6 protein-coding genes are annotated in these 14,791 nt (G+C 63.9%); 3 read left to right on the forward strand and 3 right to left on the reverse strand.

Features of this window, described 5'->3' with window-relative positions; all coding sequences use genetic code 11:
- Position 1: 1 nt before the first annotated feature.
- Both F3J10_RS15495 and bcpA read right to left on the reverse strand, forming a co-directional pair.
- A complete protein-coding gene (locus tag F3J10_RS15495) occupies positions 2–817 on the reverse strand; it encodes an Imm49 family immunity protein (RefSeq protein WP_167242419.1) in 816 nt (271 codons plus the stop codon).
- Complete coding sequence (gene bcpA, locus F3J10_RS15500; protein ID WP_167242420.1) at positions 814–10,227, reverse strand: contact-dependent inhibition toxin BcpA; 9,414 nt, start codon at positions 10,225–10,227, stop codon at positions 814–816. The genes F3J10_RS15495 and bcpA overlap by 4 nt, the downstream gene beginning before the upstream one ends.
- 450 nt (positions 10,228–10,677) lie before the next feature.
- Between bcpA and F3J10_RS15505 the strand changes: the two genes are divergently transcribed.
- Positions 10,678–11,598, forward strand: coding sequence for a phosphodiester glycosidase family protein (locus F3J10_RS15505; protein ID WP_167233234.1), 921 nt, complete (start codon positions 10,678–10,680; stop codon positions 11,596–11,598).
- A 144-nt stretch (positions 11,599–11,742) separates the two neighbouring features.
- Here F3J10_RS15505 and F3J10_RS15510 read toward each other — a convergent pair whose 3' ends face one another.
- On the reverse strand, positions 11,743–12,519 hold the full coding sequence (locus tag F3J10_RS15510; RefSeq protein WP_167242421.1) for a GntR family transcriptional regulator: 777 nt from the start codon (positions 12,517–12,519) through the stop codon (positions 11,743–11,745).
- Between the two features lie 57 nt (positions 12,520–12,576).
- Here F3J10_RS15510 and F3J10_RS15515 point away from each other — a divergent pair, with 57 nt between their 5' ends.
- Positions 12,577–13,308, forward strand: a complete 732-nt coding sequence (locus F3J10_RS15515; RefSeq protein ID WP_167242422.1) for an enoyl-CoA hydratase/isomerase family protein — start codon at positions 12,577–12,579, stop codon at positions 13,306–13,308.
- A 70-nt stretch (positions 13,309–13,378) separates the two neighbouring features.
- Positions 13,379–14,791: an MFS transporter gene (locus F3J10_RS15520; protein WP_167242423.1), complete on the forward strand. Its 1,413-nt coding sequence runs from the start codon at positions 13,379–13,381 to the stop codon at positions 14,789–14,791.

Genomic DNA, 14,791 nt, shown 5'->3' on the forward strand with positions numbered 1-14,791 from the left:
ATCAGGTTTTAAACCACCGGAAAACGCGGCCGATCAGTCCTCGCGGAGGAGGCACCCAGCCGGGCTTCAGGAAATCGTAGACATCATCGTAGTGATCAAGAGGCTTGACCGGCATCAGTTCCATCGGAATCAGCGGATGATCTATCTGGACGGTAATGCCGCGATGCCAACACAGCTTCGTTTCAAGCGCCCCGTAATAGGAGATGAAATCTTCATCGATTGGATCGTGACTTTTGAGCGAAGCATGCTTGGTCTGGATCAGGTCCTCCAGGGCAGGTTTATCCTGCTTCAATAGCAGTGAATAGAAGTCTCGCTGCTCAGCGCACTCGGTCCTGAGTGGCTTTCGGCCATTTTTTGCGATTCTCCCGATCATCTCTGCAATCTGCTCATCGTCGCCACGAATAGCAAGATGAATCATGTAGAGGTGAAAATCGTTGCTGAGTGGGTCATGCCGGTGTCGCGCGAATTGTTCCTGCTTCAAACGCAAAACCTGATCCAACATGTCAACGTTATCCGATAGCAGGGCAACCTCAATTTCCGCCCCCGTGTCGAAAGAACAACCTCCGGCTTCGCCTACACTCGCCAGCGCCAGCTTGATCGACAGGGAATAGTTTTGCTTAAAACCGGAGACGTCATTATCGATAAAGTATGATCGAACACCGATGGCCTTGTGATAACGCGACACGCTGGAAAGTACAGCGCCACGCTGAAATTTTCTCCGCTGCCCGGAACTTAGACCCTCGATTTTATCCAGCATTGCTTTCTCATGGAACGAAATGATTCGTTCTAGATCGTCTTTTTTTTCATTGCCACTCATGGCGTACTCCAATTCGGTTTCACCAAAACCATTCTGCCATCGCCGACCCCAGTCACAACTTTTACTAAATTCCCACTACTTTTTGCTTTGTCGATAATTTCGGCTGTTCGCACTAGATTTGCATCCTTTGACTTTGACAATCTATCAATAGAATAATTAATCCAATCATCGTTCATCTGTGTTTGCAGACTGCCGTTCTCAGGGTTCAATTTTATTGATCCGTTGGAGTTCAGCGGCTTGACTTCATTGACGTACACTTTGTCACCCTTGATGTAGACTCCATCGAAGCAATTGACGCCGCATTTACCATCCAATGGCGCGAAGCCGTTACGTACGAAGTAATTGTTGGCCACATATTCCCGGGCCTGGCCCTGAAGTTCCGTAGACGGAAGCTGGTCGAGTTGTGACAGCACGCCTTGTTCCGCGGCATTCAGCTTCACCGGCATGCTCTCCATCGTTACCTTGCCGGTGCTAATGAACCCTTTGCCTGTCGGATTCACTGTCCCCGCCAACCAAACGTCAACCGACTCACCCACGCGCGCGGTCGTCGACGCGATCTTGTTCGTAAGGATACCGCCGATGACCGTTTCTTCGATCGTGTAATCCGGTTTAACCGAGCCGTTTTGCGTGGCGAAGTTACTCAACCGACCCTGATCACGCTGGCTTGCGCCTGGCGCGATCGAACCAGGCAACGAGCCCAATGCAGAATTCAGATATTCGTCGGAACGCTGCGCGGGTGTCGCACTGAAATACGTCTGTGCCGACCCATCGGAGATGATCGGCGAACCGCGCACCAGAATCGGCTTGCCCATATACTGCGACAGCATGTCTTGCGCCGCCTGAAGGTTCGCCAGGTAGGAGCTGAGGCCCCCCATCGCGCCTTCGCTGGTCGGATTGTTCGCCGTCTGGATCAGCGTTTGGAGATAGGCCATGTTCTCCTTGTTCGCTGTGTCGTCGACCATTCCCTTCGCCGCGCGCTCGAGCATGTCGGTCCAGTAGGTCGTTGCCTTCGCCACGCAACTTGAATCGCCGCGGCATACCGCTTGCGCTTTCTCCTTCGCGAGTTGTTCGACGACCTTCACCTCTTCTACGTGAAGCTGCCGATTGTAAAGCTCGTTGTTGATGGCCGACCCTGCACCAGCCAGCGCACCGGATGATCCGCCACCCGCGACTGCACCAGCCGCCGCACCGCCGGCCGTCGCCACGATCTCGTTCAGTGCATTGCGCGCGGCTGCTTGCGCGCTCAGCGGCAACTGGCTCACGGTCTGATCAATGATCGGCTGCGCCAAGGACTGCAACACGTCTCCGGCCAGCGAACCAGCGACCGCGCCACCGAGGTTCCCCCCCGACAGCGCCGCGCCGATCGCCGCCACGGCTGCATGCAGCGCGTCGCGTCCCGCACCGCCTTCGCCGAACAGCGCCTTCATCTGCGGATTACTGTTTTCCAACTGCGTCGCCGCTTCGGCTACCGCGAAAGTCGCGACCTTGCCGAACGCCTGTGCAAACGCCAGGTTGTTCTGGACCTTTTGCAGGTTGAACGTGTTTTCCACCGTCTGGTTCGCGTTCGCGGTGTCGCGCGACAGGCCAGCCGTGCTATCCGTGCCGTTCTGTTCGTCCGACTTCACGACGATCTGCGCCGGACTTACCGCCGCGTGCGTGACGCCGCTCGCGCTGTCACCCGTCTGTGCGAAAGTCGGCCCTCCCGAGATCGAAAAACCCTCCGATGATCCGGAATACGACATCTTGTTCTGGATGTCGGTAAATCCGAGACTGCCGGTCGTCAGCGTGTTGCTATCGGCCGGCGCGGCGCTCGCGATCTGCGCGCCGTTGAGTTGCGTGTGGCCCGCCACGTTGACATCGAACCCTCCCTTGCCTGCCACGATGCCGGATTGCTGGTTCGCCGACGCATAGTTCGCGTCGATACTGGTATGGCCGATCGACGCGTCGACACCGCCACCTGAGCCGAACGTAAAACTACCGCTCGCCCCCGTGTTGTGCTGGTTGCTGCTGTAGTTCGACGTATCCTGAAGACTCGTCATCGTCAAATCGCCGCCGACGTCGACCTTGACCTTGTCACCCGATACCCGTGCGCCGGTAAGCGTGGTGTCACCGCCCGAGGTCATCGTCAGATTGTTGCCGGCCGCCACCGTGGTGTTGGTTTGCGTGACGCCATCGCCATTGCCTTGGCCATGTGCGTTGGAGCCACTCGCGAAGACGCTGATGCCGGTGTTCTTGCCCACGCCGATCGCCACGCCCGCATTCCAGCCGGTCGAACTGTTCGAACTGGTGCTCTGCTCGGTACTCTGCGCGCTCTGCAACGTAATCGCGTTGTTGGCATCAAGTACGACGTTCTTGCCGAGTACCGACGCTCCGGTCATCGCAATGTTGCCGGTACCTGCTTGGGCATTTCCGTTCGCGTCCGGGGTGCCGGTCGCGACAATGGAGACGTTGCCATTGCCGATGATCGACGCCCCCTTCGCATCCGAAAGCGATGTCGTCGAATTGCTGCTGCTATGGCTCGACCCGATACTGAGTTGTACCTGAACGCCCTTGGCGGCCTCGCTGACGTTACCGTTCGACAGGGCATTGGCGGCACTCTTGATCCCGCCGCGGTTCTGATATGCCTGCTCGGCTGCCGCCACGCCTTGTACCGCCACGAGGCGCGAATCGCCCGACTGCTGGCCTTGGCGGACGGCGCCTGCCATCGACTGACCGAGTCCGACCAGGCCGCCGCCCAATCCGACGCTCAAACCCGACTGGCTGAACTGTTGCGACTGCGCGTCCTTGTAGGTGTCGTACGCGGCGTTCACGGTCACGTTCTGCGCGGCGATTCCGACATCCTGGCCCGCCACAATCGTGCTCCCCGTCATCGTCGCGTCCTTTCCAGCCTGGATCGTGACATTGCCCTGAGATGATCCGATCACACTCCCTTTGTTCGTCACGGAACTGCTTTGGTCCTGCTGCGCGGCCGAGCGCGAACCCACCGTCACCGACAGACCGCCGTTCGTGAGGAGGCCCGATTCCTTCTTGTCGAAATAGCTCGACGATTGAGTCGTGTCTTGTGAGGTCGTGATGTTGACGTCGCGCTTGGCTTGCAACGTGATGTCGTTCGTGCCCACCACGTTGCTGCCCGTCACGTTGATGTCGCGGTTGCTAACGACGTTGATGCCGTCGGCCGACACCGTGCTGCCCTGGCTATAAGTCGCCATCTGGTCGATCCCGCTCGCGATCTTCACGCCGCTCACCACATTGCTATGGCTGTGCGTTTCGTGCGAGTTCAGCTCGTGCGTTTCGGTTGCCGAGCCGATATTCACATCGCCGCTCGCCATCAGATTCGCATTGCCTGTACTCAAGCTGAGCGTGCTCCCACTGATCGTGAGATCCTTGCCCGATGCAAGCGTGACCGTATCGCCTCCCTTCAGCGTCGTGCCGGTCAGTGCCTGGTCGGACGTGTGCAGCGTCTCGGCATAGCTGCCGTGACTGTCGCTGCCCGAACTATTGCTGTTCACGATCGAGGTCGCACTCGCCGTGCCGAGCGTCACGTTGCCCTTGGCCGCGATCGTCCCACCTTGGCCCAGGTCGATCTGCGCGCCGCGTGCGGTCAAATCGCCGCCGACACCGATGCTCGATTGCCCACCAACGCTGACCGAACTACCGGTCACCTTGTTGATGTCAGTATTCGACACACCATTGGCTCGCTGCACGATCTTGTGCTCGCCCGTCTGCACGGCACCGAGATCCCAGTTGCCGCCGACATTCATGCCGAGGTTACCGCCGACCGACAGGTTGCCCCCGTTCTGCTGGACGTTACCGCCGGTGACGATCGACGCGTCGCCCACGACGTCCAGTTTCGCGGTCGGCCCGAGCGTCGTCACCACGCTCGTCGCGCCGTCCCGGCTCACGCGCGTGTTCGTCTTCGTCGCCGTGTCGAGAATCAGGTCCTTGCCCGCGTCCAATTGCAGGCTGCCGGCCTTCACGTTCGCCGATGTCAGATCGATGTTGTTCTCGGTCGAAAGCGCCATCAGTCCGCCGCCTTGCAGCGCGCCGAATGCGTTGTCGATCTGCTTGCCCTGGATCGCCAGCGTATTGTCCGCCTTGATCGTGCCACTGTTGGTGAACGACTGCGCGTTCTGGAGATCGATGTTGGTTGCGGCGATCAGCGGGCCATTGACGTTCTGCTGGCTGGCTTGCGCGAGATACACGACCGGCACCAGCACCGACTGGCCGTCGACCACGCGCGTTTCCATCAGGATCACGTTGCTGGTCAGCTTGGCAACCTGGTCGGCCGACAGGCTCGCACCGATCGGCAGATCGAGCGATTTCGACAGATCGGCACCGGCCGCCATCAGCGATTCATACATCGTCTGCAGGTCCGCGTACGGTCCGAGCACCGCCTTGCCGGTCAGCGATGTCACCTGATTGCGTACCAGTTGCTGCTCGTAGAAGCCGTCGCCCAGGCGCTTCGGGATATGCGTCAGGTCGACACCGATCTGACTGAAGAAGTAGTCGCTGGAGATGAAGTTCTTCTGGTTCGTGAACGCCGGGTTCGTCTCGATCACATAGCTCGCGTTCGGCGCGGCGGTGAGCTTGAACAAGCCACCCTGAGGAATGGCGAGGTTGTTCAGGACGTTCAGTGCCGTCGCGCTGGCAAGGATCGGATCGACCGGCGCGGACGGCGCGCCGTGCACCGACGATGCCCCCGATTTCGCGCCGCTCGCGTTACCGTTCAGGTCGTTCGGCGTGAGTCCCGGCACCGATTGCCCCGGCAGCAGGCCGAGCGGCGGAATCGATGCGTTACCGGCCGTGTTATTGACGCTGGCGCCCGTGCCCGAGATCGTGCCGTTCGAACTCAGCGTCGAAAAATAGCCCGGCAGCGTGTAGTCCTTGAGGGAGGCTGGCGCCGCCTGTGTGTAGCCGCCCGGGCGCCCCGTCACGAACGGCGCGTTGCCGAACGGCAGTTGCCAGTCGTGCTCGGTGTTGTCGTAGTTGTTGTAGTGGTATTGCCCCGAATAGGAGACCGTCACGCCCGGCAGTTTCTGGCCGGACGCCGCCCAACCGTCGGCGTCGTAGCGGGCCGGCATCTTGATGTCGCCGACCGCCGCGATGTTGCTCCAGTAGTTTTGCAGCGTGCCGACCGACGACGCATCGATCTTGCCGCCCGACACGATCTGAGCGGCCGGGCTGAGGTCAGTCACGGTCGTCGCCGTCGCGCTGTCCGCATAGTAGGTCGTGAACTGATAAACGCTGTTCCACTGACCGCCATGAGGCGGCTCGGTGTAGACCCCACCCATGCTGTCCGGATCCTTCACGCCGATCTGTCCCGTGCGGCCGTTGATCGGAACGCCGAACTGCGCGAGCGATGCCGGGTCGATCTGGCTGGTGGACGTCTTCATCACGCGGCGCGTGCTCGTCACCTTGTCCGCGTGCAGTTCCATGTCGCCGCCGGACTGGATCAGGGCCGACACGTTATTGACAAGCGCGGCGTTCGTATAGCTGCCGCTCGAGTCCTTGCCGCCCGCCAGCACGACCTTGCCCATGCCGAAGATGGCCGCCGTCGCCATCGAGTCGGTCGCGGTCGTGTCGTCGCGGTTCTCGATGTCGTGCGCGAGGATGTCGAGCGTGCCGTTGCTGTCCGATGCCCCGATCAACGCGGTCGGCCCGAGGTTCGAGATCGTATTCGTCGCGTTCAGCGAGGCGCTGGCGCCCACCAGCGCGCCGGTATTGGTCAGGTTGGTCGACTGCGTGTGCAGCAAGCCGCCGGCCGTCAAGGCGCCCGCGTTGACGATGTTGCCTGCGTCGACGCTCAATGTGTTGACCGACTGCAGGCTCGCGTTGTTCGTGAAGGTGCCGGGCAAGGTGAACGCGAGATCGTGACCGACATTGAACTGGGTATCGGACGCTACCGTGTAGTCGCCTTGGAGATGCACGTTGGCGTCATGCGTCGCGCTGTAGGTGCCGCCGCCTTGCAGCGTGGCCGCGGCGACCGCCAGATCGTGCGTCGAGCTGATCTGGCCGTTCGTATTCGTGATCGCGCCGGTTGTGGTGACGTTCACGTCGCCGCTCGAATTCGCGACGTTGCCAAGAGTGCCACCGCTGTTATCCAAGGCGCCGCCCTGGACATGAAGCGATGCGCCGCTGAGCTGACCACCTTGCACGTTGCTGATCGACGCCGCGCTGACCGTCACATCGCCGTTGCCGGTGATGGTGCCCATGCCCGCCACGCCGCCAGCATGGCTGTTGGTGATCTGGCTGCCGCCCTGCACCGTCATCTTGCCGGTGCCGAGGTCGACAATGGCGCCATCCGCGTTGTCGATCGATGCCGATTGAACGGCGAGCGTGCTGGTGTCACCCGCGCTCGATTGCCCGGCCTGGACGTGCCCGCCTTGGTTCGACAGTGCACCGCCGCTCTTCAACGACAAGGTCGCGTCCGATCGCAACAAACCCTGCGCGTTGTTCACGTCGCCCGAAATGGTCGCGTCGATACCGCGTTGCGCGGCGAGGATACCGCCCGCGTTGTTCCAACTGCCAGCGTTGACGACCGCTTGCCCCTTGGTCACGATCGTACCCGAGGCGTTGTTCAGCACATTGGCTCCATTGCCCGGCGCGATCGTCAACGTCCCGGTCCCGGCGTGCGTGATGGTTCCGCCCGCGTTGTTCAGCTCGGCTGGCGTGAGCGTCAGGTCGGTGGCGTTGGTCTGGATCACGCCGGACGCCGAGTTATCGAGCGTGCCGCTGACGTTCATCCCCATCGCCGACGATCCATACTGGGTGATCGTACCGCCGTGGTTCGCGAGATTAGCGGCCGTCAGCGCCAGCTGATTGGCCTCGAGCCTGCCGCCGCTGTTGTCGAGCCTCGAATCGGCGGTGACCGACAGGTTCGGCGCGACGATCGAGCCGCCCTGATTCGTCATCGAACCGGTGTGGATTGTTGCGCTCGTACCCGCGCCGACCTGGCCGCCGTCGTTCGCCAGCGTACCGCTCTCGACGCTCAGATCCGTGTTCGACAACAGCTTGCCGCTCGCATTGTTCAGCGTGCCGGCGACGCTTGCCGTCAGTCCGTTCTGCGCGTTGATCGAGCCCGACGTGTTGTTCAACGTGGCGGTTTGCGTGACGACGCGTCCATTGCTCGCGATCGCACCACCGACGTTCGACACCGAGCCCGTCCCGCTTCCAAGCGTCAACGTGCCGGTGCCGGCATGCGTGATCGTGCCACCGTCGTTCACCAGCGAGGCCGGGGCGAGCATGAGGTCGGTGCTGTCGGTTTGCAGCGTGCCGCTGGCATTGTCGAGCGTGCCCGAAACGCTCACGCGCATCACGCCGGTGCTGGTTTGCGTGATCGTGCCGCCGTGGTTCGCGAGATCGACCGCGGTGAGCGACACCTGATCGGCTTGTACCGTGCCGGCGCTGTTGTCGAGCGTGGTTACGCTGACGGTTGCCACCTGGGCGCCGATCGAGCCGCCGTTGTTCGTGAGATGCGCGCCGGCATCGACTGCAATGCTCCGCGCTGCTCGTAGCGTGCCAGCGCCATTGTCGATCGACTGGCCGGCGACACGCAGATTCGTGTTGGACGTGATCGTCCCGTGGTTCGCGATGTTGCCGCCTTGCACGCTAACATCGCCATTGGCGCCGATGACACCGCCTTGCGCACCGTTCGCCGTCGTGCCGGCTGCGTTGGTCAATTGACTGCTGGTCGTCAGCGACAGGCCATCGCCATTGAGCGACGTGATCCGACCTGCCGTGTTGTCCAGCGACGCGCCAATCACCGCCATGCCAGCCGCGCTTTGCAGGGTGCCCTGGTGGTTCGCGATGGCGCCGCCACGGATGTCCGCCGTGCTCTCGGAAACCAACTCGCCGGATTGGTTGGCGATCTGGCCGGTCACGTCGACCGACAACGGGCCTTGCGACGAGACCTTGCCGCCCTGGTTCGACAAGGCACCGCCGCTCAGCATCGTGCCCGCGCCGCTCGACATGCTGCCGTGGTCGTTGATCACCGTGCCGGAAGCCTTCGCGTTGACCGTACCTTGTGCGCTGGTCGTCGCGCTCGACAGGTTCACGTCGCCGGCTGTCGCGGTCAGCGACAGATTGCCGTTTGCTGTCGTCTGGCTGCCGGCGAGATTCACACTGGCACCGGTCAGTGACGCATTGCCACCGGCTGCATTCTGGCCAGTTGCGTTCAACTGGCCGGAGGCCGCCAGGTTCAGGTCGCCGCCCTGGCCGACCGCCCCATCGTTGTTCACGCCCGCGCCGAGCGTGCCGGTTGAATTGACGCTGCCGGCATTCACGCTCGTATTCTGCTGCGCCGCCAGTGTCCCGCTGTTCGTGAGATCGGTGCCGATGCTGGCCGACAGCGACTGCTGCGCGTAAGTCGTACCGCTGTTCTGTATCCCGTTCGCGGCCGACAACGCGAGGTTGCCGCTCGCCGTCGTCTTGCCCGTGAGCACCAGGCGGCCGTTCGATTGCAGCGTCAGATCGCCTGCCTGCGCCGCAATCGTCCCTGCGTTCGCGACACCGACGCCTGCCGAGTTGCCCACCAAAAACACCCTGTTGGCATACATGCCGCCCAACTGGGCCACATCAATCGCGACAGCGGGAGCAGGACCGTCACTGGCGATCGGCGTCGCGGCAAGCGTGTCGTGATTGACCTGGTTCGTGCCGGCGATCACGTTCAGATTCTTCGCGTAGATCGCCGCATTGGCCTGCACGGCGCGGGAAATGATGTCGACCTGATCGAGATTGGAGGCATTGAGGCCCGCCCCGGCAACGGTCACGAGGCCGCGGTTGACGTTGTAGCCAGCCAGCGAGCCGTCGGCTCCGTAGAACGGCATGCCCGTGGTCAGGGTCGCGCGGCTGGTATTGATGAAGCCCGCGCCATCGAGATAGATGCCCGAGGGATTCGCCAGCACAAGCTCCGCGCGGGCGCCTGCGATCTCCAGCGCGCCGCGGATCTGGGAGGGGTTCGGGCTGTTGACCTGGTTGACGATGATGCGCGCTGCATCGTTCGGTCCGAAGTTCGGGTTGCCGTTGATCCATCCACCAAGCTGGGTCTGGACCATGGTGGCCGAGTTGTTCAGGATCGCGCCGGCCTTCTGCACGTCGAACTGGTTGTAGGTGTTGACCGACACACCGCTGCCGCCTGGCTTGTTGATATTGACTTGCGGCAGCCCGTTCGGCGTCTGGATCACCGCCGGCGCGCTCGGCCCGGCCCCGACTATTTGCGCCTGGACCGGCGTCGACAGAACACCCGCCACCGCCGAGGCGGCCAGCACCGCGGCAGCGCGCATGTCTGACGATCGCTTGACCCGCCGCGCCTCGCCGCTTGCGGATTTGCCCTCGGCCGTGGTCGTCTCGGCGACGGCCACCACCATCCCCCGAAGCCTGGAATACACCAGGCGATGTGCATTCTTGTTCATTCTCTTCGACGTGGCCTGCGTCCATTTCGTTAGTTATGGGACGCGAGCTTACCGAAGCGATGAAAGATAACTGTCAACAATTGCCAAGTTCTTGACGCAAAATCGCCCAAGTTCTGAATTTCAGATGAATCTGATTGATTCGTCTGATTGAGTTTCCCAAGCAGGTCAAATCCCGGTCGACTTGCCGTGCCGGCTGCATCTCGTTACTACGCAGATAAGTTTTCTTATCTCAACGACTCGATTGAGAGAACAAACTCCCCCACCCGAAATCCCCCCTCGCTTCGCATTACCCGACATGCACGTCGACTCCGAAAGCCAAATGATCGGAAGAAATCACATCGCAGTAATGCCGCGCCGCTAAGGTCTGGGGCACGGCAAGCGGCGGCACGCTCGTCGCCGCTGCCGTCAATGGAGATTAACGACATGCCCCGTGTTCGATTCCCCGTTTCGATGACCCTCAAGTCCCTCGCCGCCGCGGCCCTGCTCGGCCTGGCTTCGGCCGGCGCGCAGGCCGCCCTGCCCGATCCCACTACCCAGATCACCCAAAGCGGATATTCGACCGTCTATCTCGGCGTCGATACCGAAACCGCGACGGTGCCCTCGAACCCCGCCACGGCGGGCGGCAAGCCGACCCTCAGCCGCGCCTACGTGATGCGCATCGACCTGCGCGCGCCGGGCGTGAGCGTGGAGACCACCGGCCATAGCGGCCCGCTGATGACCACCGCGGAAACCATTTCGCAATTCGCGGCCCGCACCGGCGTGCGCCTCGCGATCAACGCGAACTTCTTCGCGCCCTGCTGCGCGGCCACGCCCGAGCCGAAGACGGTGATCGGCCTGCTGGTCTCGCACGGCCAGGTGGTGAGCCCGCTCACCAGCGATCCGACCCAGAGCGAGGCGGTGCTGGCGATCACGCGCCAGGGCCGCGCCTATATCGCGCAGGCGCCGCAGATCTCGGCGCAGGACCTGAAGCTGATCGACACCGCGGTGGCCGGCTCGGCGATCCTGCTGAAGAACGGCGAGGACCTCAGCGCGCAAAGCCCGAACGAAGGCGACCCGCTCAATCCGAACCCGCGCACCCTGGTCGGCCTCTCGCACCAGGGCCGCTATCTGTACTTCGTGGTGATCGACGGGCGCCTGCCCGGTTATTCGACCGGCACCACTAACGCGCAATCGGCCCAGCTGATGAAGGCGATCGGCGCGGACGACGCGATCAACCTCGACGGCGGCGGCTCGACGGAACTGGTGCGCGCCGACCAGACCGGCGTGCCCTTCATCGTCAACACGCCGAGCGGCGGCGCCGAGCGCTACGACGCCTCGGCGATCGGCGTGCACGCGATCAAGCTGCCGAGCCTGCCGGCCCTGCCGTTCTGATCGCGAAAAAGAGGAGAGTGAAGCCGATCCGGCTTGCTTGACCGGCCGGGCGCCAAGGCGCCCGGCTTTTTCGAGGCGAACCCGGCTGTCGCCGGTCCGCCGAAGAAACCGTCATCGATGAATCGCGCCGCGCGGCGCGCATCCTCAGCCCAGCTCGGCCGAATCTCCTTGACCGAGCACCTCGAGCGCGGCCGCGCAGGCGCCGCGCAACTGCTCGCGCATCAGCGCGGGCCCTTCCGGCGAACGCGCGACGATCGCCTCGCGGATCCTCAGCGCCATCTCGAACGAAGCGCGCATGCGCCCGCCGCGCGCCATCGCGATGCGCCGCAGGCGCCGCACCGGCCCGATCAGGGCCGCGTGGTTGGCCTGCAAGGTGCGGTTGTCGGCGATGGTCATGACGATCGCGTAGAAACGATCGAGCGCGTCCACATAGGCGCCGGCGTCATCCGCCTCGACGCTGGCACGCATCGCCGCGATCACCTCGTCGAGCTGGGCGCCGCCCAGCGCCGTGATGCGCTCCGCGGCCAGTTGCACCGCCAGGCATTCGAGCGCCGCGCGCACCGTGTAGATCTCCTCCACGTCGCGCGGCGTCACGTTGCGCACATAGGCGCCCACGCGCGGCACGATCGTCACCAACCCTTCGCGCTCCAGTTGCGCGAAAGCCTCGCGCATCGGCGTGCGGCTCACGTCCAGCTGTTTGGCGACCTGGACTTCGGACAAACGGCTGCCCGGCGCGAGCACGCCCTCCACGATCGCCTCGCGCAAGGCCGGCACCACCAGGCCCTCGCTGAGGGAATCGCCGGAGGCTTCGATCATGCGCAGGCGCGCGTGGTGACGCTTCGCGATCGAGTCGAGCGAGTTGGCCGCCGCTTCGGATTCGCCGCTCGCAGACGGCTTTCGGACGCTTTTTGGATTGGGCATTGACACCTCGAGGGTTTACTGAATACGCTGTATACAGATTATACACATGGAGACGAGATGGACCGAAACCCTTTGTCCGAGCCGGTTCTGATCGAACGGCAGGCGCACGTGCTGAGCTTCACGCTGAACCGCCCCGAGCACGGCAACGAGATTTCCGCGGCGATGTTCGAGGCGATGTCGGCGACCCTGCGCGCCGAGGCGCTGGAGCCGGTGGCGCGCGTGCTGCGGATCCGCGCCAGCGGCGAGCCGTTCTGCCTCGGCCGCGAACGCGCCGGCACCGATGCCGTGTCGATCCGCCGGGAAGTGGCGCGGCTGATCGAGATGAAGCGCCTGTTGCGGGCCAGCTCGCTGATCTCGATCGCCGAGGTGCAGGGCGATGCGATGGGTTTCGGCCTGGGCCTGGCGATGCTGTGCGACTTCACCCTGGTGGCTGCCGGCGCCAGGCTCGCCTTCCCCGAAATGCGCAAGGGCCTGCCGCCCGCCGCGATCATGGCCTACGCGGGCCGCTACGCGCTGCCCAAGGCACTGTTCCCGATGCTGCTGTTCGGCGATGCGATCACGCCCGAGGAAGCCCTGCGCGCCGGGCTGGTCACGCGAGTGTGCGAACGCGAGGCGCTGGCGGCCGAGGCCGAGCGGCTGGTCGAACGCGTGCGCGCGCTCGACGACACCGGCGCGCGCCAGTGCAAGGCCTTCTTCCACGGCGCGCTGGAGAGCAGCATCGAGGAGAACTTCCGGGCCGCCACCGACATGCTGACGGTCAGCAGCCTGCGACTGATGCAGGCCCGCTGAGCCGCCCGCGCGAGGTTCGCCGCAACGAAACAGGCGCGGGCCGCTGGCACCGCGCCGGATGGAGACAAGCATGATCGTCAATGCAGGCCCCAGGCTCGACCGCTTGCCGATGTCGCCGTTTCATCGCCGCATCATGTGGCTGATCGGCATCGGCATGTTCTTCGATGGTTTCGATATCTATGTCGCCTCGACCGTGCTCGGCGCGACGCTGCAATCCGGTTTCTCGACGCTGACGCAGAACGCGCTGTTCGTCTCGCTGACCTTCCTCGGCATGATGCTCGGCTCGCTCGTCACCGGCTTCCTGGGCGACCGCTTCGGGCGGCGCTTCACCTACCAGGCCAACCTGGCGATCTTCGGGATCGCCTCGCTGGGCGCGGCGCTCGCGCCGAACATGACGCTGCTGATCGCCTGCCGCTTCGTGATGGGGCTGGGGCTGGGCGCCGAGAACGTGGTCGGCTATTCGACGCTGGCCGAATTCGTGCCGCCGGCCAGGCGCGGCCGCCTGCAGGGCCTGATGGCCGTGTTCGTGGTGAGTGGCCTGCCGGTGGCGGGGCTGATCGGCCTGCTGCTGATCCCCTCGCTGGGCTGGCGCGCGATGTTCGTGGTGGGCGGCCTGGGCGCGCTCGGCGTCTGGTACGCGCGCAAGTCGCTGCCGGAATCGCCGCGCTGGCTCGAGTCGGTCGGCCGCGACGAGGAGGCCGAGGCGATCATGACGCGCATCGAGACCGAGGTGGCCGCCTCGCGCGGCGGCCAGCCGCTGCCGATGCCGGTCGCCGCGCGGGCCGCGGCGCCCTCGCCCGCCTCGCCCGCCTCGTTCCGCTCGCTGTTCGCCGGCTCGCTGCTGCCGCGCATGATCGTCGGCTGCGTGACCCTGGTGGTGATCAACACGCTGCTCTACGGCTTCGTGACCTGGCTGCCGACCTTCTTCGTGCACCAGGGCATGAGCATCGCGAAATCGTTCGGCTTCGCGCTGGTGATGTCGGTCGGCGCACCGATCGGCAGCGCGATCGGCGCATTCACGGCCGATGCCTTGGGCCGCAAGCCGACCATCATCGGCGCCTCGCTGGCGGCCATCCTGTTCGGCGCGATCTACCCTTTCGTCGCCAGCCCCACGCTGCTGCCGGTGATCGGCCTGCTGCTGACCATCCCGATCTACGTGCTGGTGGCCCTGCTGTTCGCGGTCTACGTGCCCGAGCTGTTCCCCACCGCGGTGCGGCTGCGCGCCTCCGGCTTGTGCAACACGCTCGGACGCGGCGCCACCATCGTCACGCCCTTCATCGTGGTGGCGCTGTTCTCGCGCTACGGCATCGTCGGCGTGCTGGCCCTGATGATCGGCCTGCTCGCGATCCAGATCGTGGTGGTCGCCTGGCTCGGCGTCGAGCCCAGCGGCGAACGCCTCGAGGACCTTCTGCCCGACGCGCCGGACATGCCCGAGGCGCCCGGCGCGCAGCACGTCGAGGCGCGCGCCGCCTCCCTGAAATGA

Origin of the sequence: Burkholderia sp. Cy-637 (assembly GCF_011753175.1) — a bacterium.
Lineage (GTDB): Bacteria > Pseudomonadota > Gammaproteobacteria > Burkholderiales > Burkholderiaceae > Burkholderia > Burkholderia gladioli.